At 53.2% G+C, this 17,319-nt stretch carries 16 protein-coding genes; 14 read left to right on the top strand and 2 right to left on the bottom strand.

Translation table 11 applies throughout. The features are described from left to right. Positions 1 to 124 precede the first annotated feature (124 nt). The 14 genes from PMI41_RS23430 to lpxB all read left to right on the top strand — a co-directional run bounded on the left by PMI41_RS23430 (position 125) and on the right by lpxB (position 14,319). Complete coding sequence (locus PMI41_RS23430) at positions 125 to 910, top strand: cell envelope integrity EipB family protein (RefSeq protein WP_244424000.1); 786 nt, start codon at positions 125 to 127, stop codon at positions 908 to 910. Between the two features lie 177 nt (positions 911 to 1,087). Further along, positions 1,088 to 1,885, top strand: a complete 798-nt coding sequence (gene rpsB, locus PMI41_RS23425; RefSeq protein ID WP_040856672.1) for a 30S ribosomal protein S2 — start codon at positions 1,088 to 1,090, stop codon at positions 1,883 to 1,885. A gap of 218 nt (positions 1,886 to 2,103) precedes the next feature. Further along, a complete protein-coding gene (tsf, locus tag PMI41_RS23420; protein ID WP_008129056.1) occupies positions 2,104 to 3,027 on the top strand; it encodes a translation elongation factor Ts in 924 nt (307 codons plus the stop codon). Between the two features lie 98 nt (positions 3,028 to 3,125). Continuing rightward, a complete protein-coding gene (pyrH, locus tag PMI41_RS23415; RefSeq protein ID WP_008129054.1) occupies positions 3,126 to 3,848 on the top strand; it encodes a UMP kinase in 723 nt (240 codons plus the stop codon). Positions 3,849 to 3,884: 36 nt separating this feature from the next. After that, on the top strand, positions 3,885 to 4,445 hold the full coding sequence (frr, locus tag PMI41_RS23410; RefSeq protein ID WP_008129053.1) for a ribosome recycling factor: 561 nt from the start codon (positions 3,885 to 3,887) through the stop codon (positions 4,443 to 4,445). A gap of 40 nt (positions 4,446 to 4,485) precedes the next feature. After that, on the top strand, positions 4,486 to 5,205 hold the full coding sequence (locus tag PMI41_RS23405) for an isoprenyl transferase (protein ID WP_008129051.1): 720 nt from the start codon (positions 4,486 to 4,488) through the stop codon (positions 5,203 to 5,205). Between the two features lie 17 nt (positions 5,206 to 5,222). After that, the gene (locus PMI41_RS23400) at positions 5,223 to 6,029 is read left to right on the top strand and encodes a phosphatidate cytidylyltransferase (protein WP_040856669.1); all 807 of its coding nucleotides are present in this window, start codon (positions 5,223 to 5,225) and stop codon (positions 6,027 to 6,029) included. A gap of 59 nt (positions 6,030 to 6,088) precedes the next feature. Continuing rightward, the gene (rseP, locus tag PMI41_RS23395) at positions 6,089 to 7,225 is read left to right on the top strand and encodes an RIP metalloprotease RseP (RefSeq protein WP_008129047.1); all 1,137 of its coding nucleotides are present in this window, start codon (positions 6,089 to 6,091) and stop codon (positions 7,223 to 7,225) included. Between the two features lie 230 nt (positions 7,226 to 7,455). After that, the gene (gene bamA / locus PMI41_RS23390) at positions 7,456 to 9,861 is read left to right on the top strand and encodes an outer membrane protein assembly factor BamA (protein ID WP_008129042.1); all 2,406 of its coding nucleotides are present in this window, start codon (positions 7,456 to 7,458) and stop codon (positions 9,859 to 9,861) included. Positions 9,862 to 9,915: 54 nt separating this feature from the next. Further along, positions 9,916 to 10,971, top strand: coding sequence for a UDP-3-O-(3-hydroxymyristoyl)glucosamine N-acyltransferase (lpxD, locus tag PMI41_RS23385; RefSeq protein WP_008129041.1), 1,056 nt, complete (start codon positions 9,916 to 9,918; stop codon positions 10,969 to 10,971). After that, positions 10,964 to 11,449, top strand: a complete 486-nt coding sequence (gene fabZ, locus PMI41_RS23380; RefSeq protein ID WP_008129040.1) for a 3-hydroxyacyl-ACP dehydratase FabZ — start codon at positions 10,964 to 10,966, stop codon at positions 11,447 to 11,449. Before lpxD ends, fabZ begins: the two co-directional genes overlap by 8 nt. Beyond that, entirely contained in the window at positions 11,449 to 12,273 is an 825-nt protein-coding gene (lpxA, locus tag PMI41_RS23375; protein WP_008129039.1) for an acyl-ACP--UDP-N-acetylglucosamine O-acyltransferase, read from the top strand. The genes fabZ and lpxA overlap by 1 nt, the downstream gene beginning before the upstream one ends. Next, entirely contained in the window at positions 12,260 to 13,150 is an 891-nt protein-coding gene (lpxI, locus tag PMI41_RS23370) for a UDP-2,3-diacylglucosamine diphosphatase LpxI (protein ID WP_008129038.1), read from the top strand. The genes lpxA and lpxI overlap by 14 nt, the downstream gene beginning before the upstream one ends. Then, complete coding sequence (gene lpxB / locus PMI41_RS23365) at positions 13,150 to 14,319, top strand: lipid-A-disaccharide synthase (protein ID WP_008129037.1); 1,170 nt, start codon at positions 13,150 to 13,152, stop codon at positions 14,317 to 14,319. The genes lpxI and lpxB overlap by 1 nt, the downstream gene beginning before the upstream one ends. A gap of 65 nt (positions 14,320 to 14,384) precedes the next feature. Here lpxB and gltA read toward each other — a convergent pair whose 3' ends face one another. Then, entirely contained in the window at positions 14,385 to 15,677 is a 1,293-nt protein-coding gene (gene gltA / locus PMI41_RS23360; protein ID WP_008129035.1) for a citrate synthase, read from the bottom strand. Positions 15,678 to 15,824: 147 nt separating this feature from the next. Continuing rightward, positions 15,825 to 17,249, bottom strand: coding sequence for a glutamate--tRNA ligase (gene gltX / locus PMI41_RS23355; protein WP_008129034.1), 1,425 nt, complete (start codon positions 17,247 to 17,249; stop codon positions 15,825 to 15,827). Between the last annotated feature and the right edge of the window lie 70 nt (positions 17,250 to 17,319).

Here is a 17,319-nt window from a genome sequence, read left to right as displayed (position 1 = left end):
GATTGTGATGGAAGTTGCGATTTTTGCCTCGCTTCCGCCAAGAGTTTTTTTAATATGCACGTTCAAATAGTGGAGAATCTTGTCGATGCGCGTATTACCCGTCCTTATTTGCAGTCTCGGCGTCATGGTTCTGAGTGGCTCTACCATGACATTTGCTGCCGGAACTGCAACGCTGGTTCCTCATCGCGCGATTTATGATCTGAAACTGGACAATGCACAGGATTCCAGCGGCATCACAGGATTGACCGGCCGCATGGTCTATGAGTTCAACGGCTCGGACTGCGAGGGCTATACAACCAATTTCCGGTTTGTGACGCGGGTGGATATGGAAGAGCAGCCGCAAAGGGTGACAGATCAACAGACCACGACCTTTGAGACTGCAAATGGCGAGAAGTTCCGCTTCGTCAACAAGACATTCGTTGATCAGAGCCTGACGAAAGAAGTGCGCGGCGATGCATCGCTGCTGAAGGACAAGACGGAAATCTCCCTGACCAAACCTGTTGCTTCCAAGGAGGATCTTGATCTTTCGCAGTTTCCGACGCGCCACATGCAGCAATTGATCGAGAAGGCTGTCGCCGGCGAGGTTTTCTACCAGACCAAGCTTTTTGACGGCTCGGAAGATGCCAACAAAATCATGGCAACGACCGTTGTCATCGGCAAATCGGGCGTGACCGAACCGGACGATGAAATCAAACACATGGGGCCACTGGCCAAAGATGCGACCTGGCCAGTCTCGATTGCCTATTTTGACGAGAAGGAAAAGGCAGAAGGATTGCCGAGCTATCGCATCAACTTCAAGATGTATCGCAATGGCGTAACACGCGACCTGAAAATGGATTACGGCGATTTCTCCATGACCGGCAAGCTGGTAAATCTGGAGCTGTTCGATGCGCCCAAGTGCAAGAAGTAGGGCAGGGCTGAAGTCTTTTATGTCGGACGCCCTTGCGTTTGCCGCGATTATCCATTAACAGCCGCTTCATTCCACACACGGGATTTGGGTTGATATCGGGAGAAATCCGATATGGCCTCCGGTGGCGGGTTTCCCGCCTCTTCCCGTGGAGGTTCAACCGGAAAAGGAAAATACAAGATGGCATTGCCTGATTTCAGCATGCGTCAGCTCTTGGAAGCTGGCGTTCACTTCGGCCACCAGACACATCGCTGGAACCCGAAAATGGCACCATACATTTATGGTTCCCGCAACAACATTCACATTCTTGACCTTGCCCAGACCTATCCGCTGCTCAACACAGCGCTGAAGAAGGTTTCGGACACCGTTGCCCGTGGCGGCCGCGTTCTGTTCGTTGGCACCAAGCGTCAGGCTTCGGACATCATTGCCGACGCCGCTACACGTTCTGCCCAGTACTATGTCAACGCCCGCTGGCTCGGCGGCATGATGACCAACTGGAAGACGATTTCGAATTCCATTCAGCGTCTGCGCAAGCTTGACGAACTTCTTTCCGGCGAAGCACAGGGCTTCACCAAGAAGGAGCGTCTGAACCTTGACCGTGAACGCGAGAAGCTCAACCGCGCTCTCGGTGGTATCAAGAACATGGGTTCGGTTCCGGACCTGATCTTCATCATCGATACCAACAAGGAAGCGATTGCAATTCAGGAAGCCAAGCGTCTTGGTATTCCGGTTGTTGCAGTGATCGATTCCAACTGCGATCCGGACCAGATCGATTTCCCGATCCCCGGCAATGACGATGCTTCCCGCGCTATTTCGCTTTATTGCGACCTGGTTGCCAAGGCAGCTCTCGACGGCATTCTGCGCCAGCAGGGTTCGCTCGGCATCGACGTTGGTGCGCAGGAAGAAGCTCCTGTTGAGCCAGCTCTCGAAGCTTCAACAGAAGAAGCTCCTGCACAGGAAGGTGAAGCCTCAGCTTGAGGCTTCATACACCCGTCTTATCGGGTGGTTAAAAACGATTCGACTGGCGCTTGATGCGCCGCAAGGTTGGCATGCTGGTTCACCAGTATGCCTTCGTTTTTAAAGTGGTTTTGGTACAGATAGCTTCTGAAGCCACTTTATCTTTTTGTTTTCACGCAGTTTCGAACGGAAAGACGCTCCGTGTTTTCCCGGGATTGCTTTGAGAAGAGGCGATTAGAATGAGCATTACCGCAGCACAAGTAAAAGAACTTCGCGAAATCAGCGGCGCTGGCATGATGGATTGCAAGACAGCCCTGACCGAAACCAATGGTGACATGGAAGCCGCCGTCGACTGGCTGCGTGCGAAGGGTATTTCCAAGGCTGACAAGAAGGCTGGTCGTACAGCTGCCGAAGGTCTGGTTGGCGTTGCAACGAACGGCAAGAAGTCGGTTGTTGTAGAAGTGAACTCGGAAACAGACTTCGTTGCCCGCAACGATGCGTTTCAGGACATCGTTCGCAATGTTGCAAATGTTGCGCTGACGACAGACGGCTCGACCGCCGCAGTTGCTGCCGCAAGCTATCCTTCGACAGGCAAGTCTGTCGTTGACACGATCAAGGATGCCGTTGGCACAATTGGCGAAAATCTATCGTTCCGCCGCTCGACTGCGTTGAGCGTTGGTGAAGGTGTTGTCGCAACATATATCCACAATGGCGTTTCGGACGGCCTCGGCAAGCTCGGCGTTCTCGTTGCTATCGAGACTACAGGCAATGCCGATGCAGCAAATGCATTTGGTCGTCAGGTTGCAATGCATGTTGCCGCGACCAACCCGCTCGCATTGACTGCAGCCGAGGTTGATCCTGCTGCTGTTGAGCGCGAAAAGGCTGTATTCACTGAATCCGCCCGCCAGTCCGGCAAGCCAGACAACATCATCGAAAAGATGGTCGAAGGCCGCCTGCGCAAGTTCTACGAAGAAGTTGTTCTGCTTTCACAGGCTTTCGTTATCAACCCTGACCTGACTGTCGAAGCCGCGCTCAAGGATGCGGAAAAGGCAATTGGTGCGCCAGCAAAGATTACGGCATTTGCCCGCTTTGCTCTGGGTGAAGGCATCGAAAAGGAAGAAACAGACTTTGCAGCAGAAGTTGCAGCAGCTGTTAAGAAGTAATATTCGACGACTTAAACCGGAGGGCATCGCGTGACAACGCGGTGCCCTTCGTGTATCCGGAATTTGCATTCAATTTAAAATGACCCTGAGGAGGCTCCATGGCTGGTACGGCTGTCTACAAACGCGTTCTGCTGAAAGCCTCTGGTGAAGCTCTTATGGGCGACCAGGGATTTGGTATCGATGTTGCGGTGGCCGACCGCATCGCCAGCGACATTGCCGAAGCGCGGGCACTGGGTGTTGAGGTTGGTGTCGTCATCGGGGGCGGCAATATTTTCCGCGGCGTCGCGGTAGCGTCCAAAGGTGGTGATCGCGTTACCGGTGATCACATGGGCATGCTGGCCACTGTCATCAACTCGCTGGCCCTTCGTACCTCCCTTGTGAAACTTGGTATTGATACAGTGGTGCTTTCTGCCGTTGCCATGCCGGAGTTCTGCGAGACCTTTTCGCAAAGGCTTGCGACCGCCTATATGGATCAGGGCAAGGTGGTGATTTTTGCCGGTGGTACGGGCAATCCATTCTTCACAACCGATTCTGCTGCGGCGCTGCGTGCTGCCGAAATCAGCGCGGATGCCCTGTTCAAAGGGACGCAGGTTGATGGTATTTATTCAGCAGACCCGAAAAAAGACCCGAACGCAGTGCGATTTGATCATCTGACCCACAAGGATGTGCTTGATCGCGGCCTCGCTGTGATGGACACAACCGCTGTTGCCTTGGCACGCGAGAACAATATTCCGATTATCGTCTATTCAATCCACGAAAAAGGTGGTTTTGCAGAAGTGCTGCAGGGTAAAGGACGCGCAACAGTCGTGTCCGACAGCTAATTTGCCGGATCGCCCGAGAATATAGGAGCATTGAGTATGAGTGATGCACTCGATTTGAACGATTTGAAGCGCCGTATGGATGGTGCCGTGCAGGCACTGAAGCATGATCTTGGCGGTCTTCGTACAGGCCGTGCTTCGGCAAGCCTGCTTGAGCCAATTACTGTTGAAGCCTATGGCTCGCAAATGCCGCTCAATCAGGTTGCCAACATCACTGTGCCTGAATCACGAATGCTGTCCGTATCGGTCTGGGACAAGTCGATGGTCGGCAAAGTGGAGCGTGCCATTCGCGAATCCGGGCTCGGCCTCAATCCCATTACGGACGGAAACAATCTGCGCATACCTCTTCCCGAGCTTAATGAGCAGCGCCGCAAAGAACTCGTAAAGATTGCTCATCAGTATGTTGAGCAGGCTAAGGTTGCAGCACGCCATGTTCGCCGCGACGGCATGGATGAATTGAAGAAACTCGAAAAAGACGGTGACATCAGCCAGGATGATAACCGTGTACTGTCTGAGAAGGTTCAAAAGCTGACAGATGACACAATTTCCGAAATGGATAAGGTTGTCGCTGTTAAAGAAGCGGAAATCATGCAGGTTTAGAACTATAGTTTAGTTCTAACATCTATCGGAGGTTCAACCCATGTCCAACCCGCGTCACATTGCCATCATCATGGATGGAAATGGCCGTTGGGCAAAGGCTAGGGGCCTTCCGCGTGCTGCAGGGCACAAGGCTGGTGTGGAATCGTTACGCGAGACAATCCGCGCCGCCGGCAAGATGGGTATGCCCTTTCTGACGCTTTTTGCCTTTTCCTCGGAGAATTGGTCTCGGCCCCGTTCGGAGGTTTCCGATCTCATGGGGCTTTTAAAATTGTTTATTCGCCGTGATCTTGCGGATCTGCACCGCGAGAATGTTCGCGTTCGCATCATTGGCGAGCGTGAAGGATTGGCGAAAGATATTCTCGGACTTTTGAGAGAGGCCGAAACGCTTACGGAAAAGAACCAGGGCCTGACGCTGGTAATCGCCTTCAACTATGGCTCGCGCAATGAGATAACCCGTGCCGTGAAGCAACTGGTTGACGATGTTACGGCCGGGCGCGTGGATGGCAACGATATCACGCCCGAAGCCATATCGGCACGCCTCGACACTGCGGACATGCCGGACCCGGATATGATTATCCGTACCAGCGGCGAAATGCGGCTTTCCAATTTTCTGCTTTGGCAGGCGGCTTACTCGGAATTCATGTTCCTTCCGTGCTATTGGCCGGATTTCCGCCCGTCACATCTGGCCGAGGCGATAGAGACATTTCAGTCGCGAGAACGCCGTTTTGGCGGAGTAACAACACAGGAAATCGCCCTGTGATTCTTTCCGGCAATGGGCTGTCCAATCTGCAAAAGCGCATATTGAGTGCGATTGTTCTGATAGCCGTTGCCGTTATTCTCACTTGGGCGGGTGGTTTTGGTTTTGGCCTGCTTTCCAGCGCCATAGGGCTGGGCATACTGTTTGAATGGCTGTCCATGTCCAGGGACAGGACCAGCAGCCTCACGGGGGGACTGTCCTGGGCAGTCCTGATTGCAACATTGCTGGTGCTACTGTTCACGCAACATGTATTGACGATGTTCGCCATTTTGTTCGTTGGTGCTGCCGTGATTGCCGTGCTCGGAGGACGGGAATCGGGGTATTGGCCCGCTGCCGGGCTGATCTATGCAGGCTTTCCCGCCATATCGCTGACGCTGCTGCGTGGTGATACAGGGGATGGCTTTGCCGCGATCCTGTTTTTGTTTGCAGTCGTTTGGGCGACCGACATCTTTGCCTATTTCAATGGCCGGGCACTTGGGGGGCCAAAACTAGCCCCTAGGTTTTCACCCAACAAGACGTGGTCCGGCGCTATTGGCGGCACAGCGGCTGGCGTTGCCGCCGGTGTTGCCTGCGCGTCATTCATCACTCCCGGGGGCGGAGTGTCTTTGCCTTTCATAGCGCTGCTGATCTCAATCATTGCCCAAATGGGTGACCTTGGTGAATCCTGGATGAAGCGCAAGTTCGGAGCAAAGGATTCTGGCACTTTGATTCCCGGTCACGGTGGCGTGATGGACCGTGTTGATGGGCTTGTGGCTGCTGCTGCATTGCTATACGTCATCGGGGCAATTCTGGTAACGCCAGAAACGCCTTACGACATACTTTTCTAGACGGCTGAGCTTCCGGAGCCTTTGGGCTTATTGATTGAGTTGCGGGCCCGGAGGATACTTTGACAGATCTGTTGCACACGGTTTTTGGTACTCAAAGCGTGCTTGTCGGAACGATTGTGCCGTTCCTTATCGTTCTTACGGTTGTCGTTTTCGTTCACGAGATGGGTCATTATCTCGTGGGGCGATGGTGCGGTATCGGCGTGAGAGCGTTTTCAATCGGATTTGGGCCAGAACTGATCGGTTTCAATGATTCCCGGGGCACACGCTGGAAACTTTGCGCCATTCCCCTTGGCGGATATGTGAAATTTGCCGGGGATGAAGATGTAACCAGCTCTGCTGCCGCCGATGTTAAAACCATGACAGATGCGGAACGGGCGGTTGCATTCCACACGCAGCCAGTCTGGAAGCGTGCGGCAACGGTGTTTGCCGGTCCGGCGTTCAATATTTTGCTCACGGTTGCGATCTTCTCCGTATTTTTTGCGCTTTATGGAAGAATGATTTCCGATCCGACTGTTGCTGAAGTGCGCGCAGGGGGACCCGCAGCAATTGCAGGTTTCCAGCCGGGAGATCGTTTTGTCAGCGTCGATGGTGACAAGGTGGTTACCTTCGCCGACGTGCAGCGCCATGTTTCAGCAAGGGGCGGGGATGCGCTGACCTTTGTTGTTGAGCGGGCCGGTAAAGAAATTGAGCTTACCGCGACACCCGAACTTTCCGAGCAGGAAGACGCCCTTGGCAACAAGGTGAAAGTTGCAGTCATTGGCGTTGTTACCAATTTGCAGGCGGGAAATGTCCGCCGCATCGAATACGGTCCTATCGAATCGGTTGGTCAGGCCGTCCGGGAAAGCGGCTTTATCATTGCGCGCACCGGGCATTTTTTCAGCAGGTTCTTTGCCGGCCGGGAAGACAAGTGCCAATTGGGCGGTCCTGTGAAGATCGCAACCATGGCAGGTCAGGCAGCCAGTCAGGGAATCGACTGGCTGATTCAGCTGACGGCCATGTTGTCTATTGGTATAGGACTGCTTAATCTGTTCCCATTGCCCCCTCTGGATGGAGGGCATCTCGTATTTTATGCCGCCGAAGCGGTGTTGGGGAAGCCTGTAAGACCCGCGGTACAGGAGCTGTTTTTCCGTGCAGGGTTCCTTTTGGTGCTCGGATTCATGGGATTCGTTATCTTCAACGATCTCTTCGCATGCTGATGCGAAAATTAAACATTAGTGAAAATTTGAGGCGTGTTATGGCAAAACGACATGATCTGTTTACTATACGTGCCGAATGGCGTGGCATGGATGCCACTGTTATGTGGGAAGTAAACAGTTTTTAACCGTAAGCCTTGCGTGTATATAAAAACCGGCTATGACGGTGTACGAGTAATGCTTAGTCCGGGATCTCGCCCGGGTACAACGAGAAACGAAGGTTCATAAGGCCTATGGCGGCAAGTTCAAAATTTGTAGGTGCAGCGTCGGCGCTCGCCATTTCAGCAGCACTCGTCGGTTCGGGTGCGATCGTAACAACGGTCGCAGGCGTGACTGCAGCGCAGGCAGCTACTGTCAGCCGCATTGAAGTGCGTGGCAATACGCGTGTTGATGCACAGACGGTGCGTGACAATGTCGGCATTACGCCGGGCAAGTCATTTTCCAATGCGGATATCGATGCTGCTACCAAGCGCCTTTTCGCTACTGGCTTGTTCAGTGACGTGCGTATCAGCCAGTCAGGCGGTTCGCTTGTTGTCACCGTCAATGAAAATCAGGTTGTGAACCAGGTTATTTTCCAGGGCAACAAGAAGATCAAAGACCCTGCATTGCAAAATGCCGTGCAGTTGAAGCCACGCGCAGCTTTCGATCAGGCAACACTTGATGCTGATACCGAGGCAGTCCGCGCAGCCTACCGCAATGTTGGCCGTAGCGATGCAACTGTAAGTTCGCGCTTGATGGATCTTGGCGAAGGCCGCGTAAACGTTGTTTTCGACATCAATGAAGGCGACCGCACGAAGATTGCCAAAATCAACTTCGTTGGAAACCAGGCATTTGGTAATCGCCGTCTAAGCGATGTGATTTCGACCAAGAAGTCCAATCCGCTGTCATGGCTGACCCGTAACGACGTTTACAGCGAAGATCGCCTGCGTGCGGACGAAGAAGCGCTGCGTCGTTTCTATTACAATCGCGGTTATGCGGATTTCCGCGTTGTTTCCTCATCTGCCGATCTCGATCCGGCGACCAATGATTATACAATCAACATCACCGTCGAAGAAGGTGAGAAGTATACATTTGGCGGCGTGCAGATCGAAAGCTCGGTTGAAGGCGTTGATACAGCGCAGCTCAACGGTCTCGTGAAATCACGCGAAGGCGACACTTACAGCGCCAAGGAAATCGAAGATTCCATCATCAAGGTCTCCGAAAAGGTTGCCGGTCAGGGCTATGCTTTTGCGAAAGTAGAGCCTCGCGGTGATCGTAACTTCGAAAACCACACGATTTCAGTGACATATGCAATCGATCAGGGTCCTCGCGCCTATGTCGAGCGCATTGAAATCCGTGGTAACGAAAAGACCCGTGACTTTGTTGTTCGCCGCGAATTTGACGTCAGTGAAGGCGATGCGTTCAATCAGGTTCTAATTCAGCGCGCCAAGCGTCGTCTCGAGCGCCTTGAGTTCTTCCAGACTGTCAATATTTCCACTGCTCCCGGCTCGCAGCCTGATCAGGTTATTCTGGTTGTAGACGTTGTTGAGAAGCCGACAGGTGAATTCTCCATCGGCGGTGGTTATACGACTGGTGGTGAAAGCCCCGGTCCGACTGTAGAAGGCTCGATCACAGAGCGTAACTTCCTCGGTCGCGGACAGTATATCCGTATCGGTGCCGGTGGTGGTCTCGACAATAACCGTACTTACTCGCTTTCGTTTACCGAGCCTTACTTCCTCGGTCAGCGCATTTCTGCCGGTTTCGATATCTTCAAGCGCCAGTCAGGCGTGAAGGATAAGTACGATACCGATGTGACTGGTGGTACAATTCGTTTTGGTCTGCCTATTACAGAAGAATTGACTGCTGGCGTTGCATACAATCTCTCACAAGAAAAATATGAGATTGATGATGATGCAATGATGACGGATCCGAGTAATCCTAACGGGCCAAAGATTCCTGATCTTGACGAGATTTCTCAGGCTTTCGTGGATGCGGCAGAAAAAAGTCCGTGGATCAAGTCGTCAATCAGTTGGTCGCTTACCTACAACACTATTGATGACCTGAAGAATCCGCGTGATGGTATCTACGCCAAGTTCAATCAGGAATATGCTGGTATTGGTGGCGATGCGAACTTCCTGAAGACAACCGTTAAGGCGAGTTATTACAAGACACTTCTGGACGAGCTGGACGTTGTCGGTTTGGTCAACGTGGGTGCGGGCCATATCGAAGGGTTTGGCGGGGATGATCTGCGTGTGTTTGATACGTTCAAGAACACACAGGACATGATTCGCGGCTTCAAATATGCCGGCATTGGTCCTCGGGACGGAAATACGGACGACAAGAAGGGCAGTTTCCTTGGCGGCAACACCTACCTTAACGCCAGTCTCGAAACTCAGTTCCCAATTCCTGTGATTCCGGAAAGCCTCGGTATCCGTGGCGCACTCTTTGCTGACGCAGCGACGCTGTTCGGAAGTGATTTGAAGGGCGACGACGATATCGACGTAAAGGGCGAGAAGATGGAATGGCGCGCGTCTCTCGGTGCCAGCATCATGTGGGCATCGCCATTTGGACCGTTGCGCTTCGATTATGCCGTACCGGTCAAGAAAGTTGATGGCGATCAAGAGCAGAATTTCAACTTCGGCATGTCGAGCAAGTTCTGATAGATTGCTGACCTCCCGGGGGGAGCAAGTTTCCCCGGGGGAGAAAGTTAGTCGATGGCCGATCCGATCTTTTATGAGCCACTGTCAAACGTAACTATTGGTCAGATCGCGGATCTGGCCAATGGCGTTCTTGTGGACAGCTCTTTGGCCAACCGGCCCGTTTCCCGCCTGGCTTCATTGAATGATTCAGGCCCGGATGCGCTTGTTTTCATAGAGAGCAAGAAACTTGAGCTTGATCTAAGCGGGCTCAAAGCAGCTTGCGTATTGTGTACGGAAGCACTGAAACCGAGCATTCCGAAAAGCGTTGCCATTATTGTTGTGCGCCATCCACAGCAGGCTTTTGCCGCCGTTGGCCGCGCGCTCTATCCCAATGCGGTCAATGCGCATTTGTGGAGCGGGCAGACAGGCATTTCGCCCCATGCGATTGTGCACGAAACGGCAGAGATCGAGAGTGGTGTTACGATTGAGCCCGGTGCCATTATTGGCAGCCATGTTTCCATTGGGTCCAATACGGTAATTGCTGCCAATGTGGTCATTGGTAATGGCTGCAAGATCGGCCGTGATTGCTATGTCGCTCCTAGTTGCTCGGTTCAGTATGCATTTCTAGGCAATAGGGTGCTTCTGCATCCGGGTGTGCGCATCGGTCAGGACGGATTTGGTTATGTGCCGGGCAAAGCGGGTCTCGACAAGATGCCCCAGCTTGGCCGCGTTATCATTCAGGATAATGTCGAGATAGGCGCAAATACGACTGTGGATCGTGGTGCTTTGGCGGATACTGTCATTGGCGAAGGTACAAAAATTGATAATCTGGTCCAGATTGCTCACAATGTTCAAATTGGCCGTCATTGCGTTATTGCTGCGCAGTGCGGTATCTCCGGCAGCGTAATTCTTGGCGATATGACACGGCTTGGCGGCAGTGTCGGTATCAAGGATCATGTGACGATCGGGGCCAGCGTTGAAATTGCTGCAGCAAGCGGCGTTATGAATGATATTCCGGATGGTGAGAGATGGGCCGGAGCGCCCGCCCAACCGTTCAAGCAGTGGTTCCGTGAGATCGCCAGCGTACGCGCCATGACCCGGACCAAGAAGGAGAGCAGTGGAGATGAGTGATAACCTGAAAGCGGAAAGCCTCGGCGTTGCGGATATCCAGAAGCTACTGGCCAATCTGCCTCATCGCTATCCATTCCTATTGATCGACCGGATTGTTGATATTGATGCGGACAGATCAGCGACGGGCATAAAGAATGTCAGCATTAATGAGCCGCATTTTGCCGGTCATTTTCCTGAACTGCCGATCATGCCGGGCGTACTGATCATTGAGGCAATGGCGCAGACAGCTGGCGCAATCGTTCTTTTCAACAATGGTAGCGGAAAGCCTGGTCAGGTCTTCTTCATGACCATTGACAACGCCAAGTTCCGAAAGCCCGTTGTGCCGGGCGATCAGCTGAAGCTTCGTGTGACGAAGCTGAAGCAACGCGGCAACATCCATAAATATGGTTGCATCGCTGAAGTGGATGGCGTGAAGGTTGCCGAGGCGGAAGTAGCGGCAATGGTCAGTTTCCCGGACGAAGAAGTGACCGGGGCTTGATGTCGAGCATTCATCCTACCGCCATCATTGAGCAGGGCGCCAGGATTGGCGCTGGCGTCGCCATCGGCCCGTTTTGCCACATAGGGTCTGAAGCCGTTATCGGTGATAATGTTACGCTTTTGAGCCATGTCGTGATCATGGGGCTGACAACGCTTGGTGACGGATCAAAAGTCTATCCGAATGCCGTGCTTGGTGGCGATCCGCAGAACACGAAACATAAGGGTGGGCCCACCACGCTTGTGATCGGCAGAAATTGTGTTATTCGCGAAGGTGTCACGATGCATCGCGGAACGGATGGCAGCCGGGGCATGACGACTGTTGGCGATAATTGCATGTTTCTTGCTTATTCGCATGTCGCTCACGACTGCATTATCGGCGACAATGTTACGTTCTCAAACAATGTGATGATCGGCGGCCACGTCACTATTGGCAACAATGTGATCATTGGCGGTGGCGCGGGTATCCATCAGTTTGTGCGTGTTGGTCATCATGCCTTTATTGGCGGCCTTGCTGCCTTGGCCAGCGATCTGGTGCCTTACGGCATGGCAATCGGCAATCATGCTTATCTTGGCGGCTTGAATATCGTTGGTATGAAGCGTTCAGGAATGGCCCGTCCGGAAATTCATAATTTGCGTCATGCTGTGCGTATGCTGTTTGACCGCACGAAATCGATCAAAAGCCGTGCTGAAGATGTTCGCATCGCATTTCCGGAATCGCCTGCGGTGGCTGATCTGATTGACTTTATCAGCACCAACACGAAGCGCGCCTTTTGCACACCGCCACTCGATTCTGCAATCGAGATCAGTGACAGTGACGCAAGCTAGCCGCACGTCACAGGAAACAGCACAGTTGCCTATCGCGGGCCGCACCGCCATTGTCGCAGGTAACGGTTCTTTGCCGGTCGCTGTGGCAGCGAGCTTGCGTGAACAGGGCAGCAATCCGTTGATCGTAACGATCAAGGGTGAAGCCGACCCGGAGCTTTATGCGGGCGATCATGCTGAGATATCCATCGTAGAACTCGGTGGCCTGATGAAGATTCTCAAATCCGAAAACATCACCAATGTTGTGCTGGCGGGTGGTATCAAGCACCGGCCCGAGTTTCGGGCTGCGCTGAAACCCGGCAATGGTAATCTGGTCGCACTGTATCGCTTTATGAGAGCCTTTCGGCTAGGCGATGATGGTCTGCTTCGCGCGGTTGTCGCAACGATAGAATCCTATGGGTTCCGGGTGCTTGGTGCCCATGAAATCGTGCCCGATCTTCTTGCGCCTGCGCCGGGGACGATAACCCGCAAAAAGCCGACACAGGAAGGTATCGAGAACATTCAAGCTGCGCGAAAAGCAGCGGTTTTGATAGGCTCGCTCGACATAGGTCAGGCCGCTATAGCAATAGGTCGCCGTGTTGTTGCACTTGAAGGCGTAGAGGGTACTGATGCGATGTTGCAGCGTGTTGCCGACCTGCGTCAGGCAAAGCGTATAAACCGTAAGGGTGGCGTGCTCGTCAAATGTGCCAAGCCGCAGCAGGAAGTCAGGGCGGACCTGCCTGCAATTGGTGTAAGCACTGTTGAAAATGCTGTGAAAGCAGGACTCAGCGGCATTGCTGTCGAGACGGGGCGGACCTTGATTTTAGGCTATGGTGAAACCATTGCTGCTGCCAATGCAACTGGCCTATTCATCCAGACTTTCGAGCAGGAGGAAAGCTGATGACTGGCAAAACGCTGCGGTTGGCCATCATAACGGGTGAAGAATCCGGCGACCAATTGGGCGCTGATCTCGTCCGTGCACTCCGCAGTCGCTATGACGGAGAAATTACACTGACTGGTGTTGGCGGTGACCACCTTGCAGCGCTTGGTCTGGACAGCCTTTTCGACCAGCACGAGATAGCGCTTGTTGGCTTGAGTGCTATCGTACGAAAGCTTCCTCAACTCATTCGCAGAATATCGCAGCTTGCAAAGTCGATTGTTGCTGCCAAGCCGGACTGTCTGGTTATCATAGACAGTCCCGATTTTACCCACCGTGTCGCGCGCAAGGTGAGGGCGGCAGACCCCTCGATACCCATTGTGAATTATATCAGTCCTTCGGTCTGGGCATGGCGGCCGGAACGCGCCAAAGCGATGCGATCCTATATAGATCATGTTTTGGTCATCCTGCCATTTGAAGTGCAGGCTTTGAAGGATCTGGATGGTCCGGCATCGACCTATGTCGGGCACAGGCTTGTTTCCTATGCACCCTTGCTGGACGCCTCAGAGAAGAACCGGGCGCGAAATGCCGGGCTTGCCGATCGCGCGGTTAAAAACCTTTTGATCTTGCCCGGCTCACGCCGCTCGGAAATCACCAGTCTTATTGATGCTTTTGGCGAAACGGCAGAACTGCTTGTGAGCCGGGGCAATCAGATCAATGTGACCATACCGACATTGCCGCGTGTTGAATCGATGGTTCGTGAATTAACTGCAAAATGGAAGGTGCGACCCAACATTGTTGTCGGTGAAGCCGAAAGATTGCGGGCATTTGCAGAGGCCGATGCTGCGCTTGCGGCTTCGGGCACAGTATCATTGGAACTGGCATTGGCCCGTGTTCCGACGGTGCTTTCCTATAAGCCGGATTTGCTGGCGCGGACTTTCCTCGCTCCACGCATAAAAATCTGGAGCGCAGCGCTTCCTAACATCATAGCTGATGAGCCGGTGGTGCCTGAATATTTCAATGTGTTCGTTCGGGCTGGATCACTCGCACGGCAATTGGAACAATTGCTCAAGCCAGGATTGCGCCGTGACGCACAATTGCAAAGCTTCGACAAGATCGCTCAACTGATGCATACGGACAGGCCCGCGGGGGACATTGCGGCGGAAAAAGTTCTTGAACTTGTAAGGCTTTGAATATCGAACATTCAACTAAACAAAAAAGGCGCCATCAGGCGCCTTTTTTGTTTTGCAAGTTCCGCTTATTTGCGGCTCTCGACGTTTACATAGTCACGCTGCGTCGCGCCGGTATAAAGCTGGCGTGGACGGCCAATCTTCTGCAACGGGTCTTCAATCATTTCTTTCCACTGCGCGATCCAACCTACGGTACGTGCGACGGCAAACAGAACAGTAAACATCGTGGTGGGGAAGCCAAGCGCCTTCAATGTAATGCCGGAATAGAAATCGACATTAGGGTATAGCTTCTTTTCGATGAAATATTCGTCTGTTAGCGCGATTCGTTCAAGTTCCATCGCAACGTCGAGCAATGGATCATCCTTGATGCCCAGTTCTGCAAGAACTTCACGCGTTGTCTGCTGCATGATCTTGGCGCGGGGATCGTAGTTCTTGTAGACGCGGTGACCGAAGCCCATCAGGCGGAACGGATCGTTCTTGTCTTTGGCGCGTGCAATGAATTCAGGGATACGGTCAACCGTACCGATTTCACCAAGCATGTTCAGTGCAGCTTCATTGGCACCGCCATGGGCAGGCCCCCAAAGGCAGGCAATGCCAGCAGCAATACAAGCGAACGGATTTGCACCGGAAGAACCAGCAAGACGTACAGTTGACGTTGAAGCATTTTGCTCATGATCCGCATGCAGGATGAAAATACGGTCCATCGCGCGGGCAAGAACAGGATTTGGAACATAATCTTCACAAGGTACAGCAAAGCACATGTGCAGGAAGTTGGTTGCGAAATCGAGATTGTTCTTTGGATAAACGAATGGCTGGCCGATATGATACTTATACGCCATGGCAGCGAGGGTAGGGATTTTCGCGATCATGCGGATCGAAGCGACCATGCGCTGATGCGGATCGGAAATGTCTGTTGAGTCGTGATAGAACGCGGACAGAGCGCCAACGCAACCAACCATGACAGCCATGGGGTGCGCATCGCGGCGGAACCCGCTGAAAAAGCGCGACATCTGCTCATGCACCATCGTGTGGCGCGTTACGCGGAAATCGAAGTCCGCCTTCTGGCTCTTTGTCGGCAATTCGCCGTAAAGCAGCAGATAGCAAGCCTCGAGAAAATCGCCATGCTCGGCAAGTTGTTCAATAGGATAACCGCGGTGGAGCAGAATGCCCTCGTCACCATCGATATAGGTAATTTGCGACTCGCAGGAAGCCGTGGATGTGAAACCCGGGTCATATGTGAATGCGCCGGTGTTCTTGTAGAGAGTCCCAATGTCTACGACATCCGGTCCGATGGTCCCCTTTTTTATGGGTAAAGCGAATTCGTGACCATTGAGATCGATGTTTACGCTGTTCTCAGACATTGCCGTTCCTTTCTTGCTTTACTTGCGCTGAACCAGCGCAAAAGCACCTTCCTCGAATGAGGTTATTTCCGTGATTTTTGCAGGCAGTGCACCGTACCCGAAAGGCACAATGTTGCAATGCAAAAATGCAATCAAACTTGCGTGCTATCACCCTTTTAATTGATCCTCGATGCGTCCGAGCGATTCATCCCGCCCAAGCACTGCCAGTACGTCAAAAACGCCCGGTGACGTTGCTCTTCCCGTTAATGCAGCACGCAAGGGTTGAGCAATCTTTCCAAGTTTAAGGCCGGTTTTCTCAGCATGTATGCGGACTGCTGCATCAAGAGCTTCAGCTGTCCAGTCGGTGACGCCAGCCAAATCGGGCAAAACACCTTGTAGGACAACCAAGCCTTCTTCATTGAGCAGGCCAGCAGCTTTTTCGTCAAGCGGCAGTGGCCGTTCGGCGAACAGATACTTGGCGCTATCAGCGAGTTCGACAAGTGTTTTTGCGCGCTCCTTCAGGCCGGGCATGGCGGCGAGAAGCTGCGCTTTGGTGGTATCATTCAGGCGAGCGGCTATCTCGGCCCCGCCTTCAATCTCGGGAAGCACATCGATCAGGGCTTTGACCAGATCGGCATCTTCAGAAATTCGCATGTAATGGCCGTTGATTGCTTCCAATTTCTGGAAGTCAAAACGTGATGCGCCCCGATTGATATCAGATATTTCGAACCATTGGATCATCTGCTCGTCCGACATGATCTCGTCATCGCCGTGGCTCCAACCAAGGCGGACAAGATAATTGCGCAAGGCAGCGGGCAGGTAACCCATGGCGCGGTAGGCCTCAACGCCGAGTGCACCATGACGCTTGGACAGTTTTGCGCCGTCAGCGCCATGAATAAGGGGGATATGGCCCATGACAGGCACATCCCAACCCATGGCGTTATAGATGACAGTCTGGCGCGCCGCGTTGGTCAGATGATCGTCGCCACGAATAATGTGTGTTACGCCCATATCATGATCATCGACAACGACCGCGTGCATATAGGTCGGATTGCCGTCGGAACGCAGGATGATGAAATCGTCGAGATCCTTGTTGGGAAAGCGAACATCGCCCTGCACCTGATCGCGCACCAAGGTTTCGCCTTCCTGCGGTGCCTTGATACGAATGACAGGTTTTACACCTTCCGGTGCCTCTTTCGGATCGCGATCACGCCAACGGCCGTCATAACGGGGCGGGCGGCCCTCGGCGCGTGCTTTTTCACGCATTTCTTCCAGCTCGGCCTGCGAGGCATAGCAATAATAGGCCCTACCCTTTGTGACCAGTTCTTCGGCCACTTCTCGATGGCGGGGCGCGCGCTCAAACTGTGAAACGACATCGCCGTCCCAATCGAGACCGATCCATTTCAGCCCGTCAAGTATGGCGGCAACAGCTGCTTCAGATGAACGTTCGCGATCAGTATCCTCGATGCGCAGCAACATTTTGCCGCCAGTGTGCTTGGCATAAAGCCAGTTGAACAGAGCTGTACGAGCGCCACCGATGTGCAGATAGCCGGTGGGTGAGGGAGCGAAACGGGTAACGACAGAAGATGACATAGGGTCTCCAGGGCAGTTCGGTCTATTAGTCGAACGTCCAATCGAATTGATTTGGCGTTGATGTACCATA

It is taken from the genome of Phyllobacterium sp. YR531, from assembly GCF_000282595.1.
Taxonomy (GTDB): domain Bacteria; phylum Pseudomonadota; class Alphaproteobacteria; order Rhizobiales; family Rhizobiaceae; genus Phyllobacterium.
This window is presented reverse-complemented; position numbering and strand designations above follow the sequence as displayed.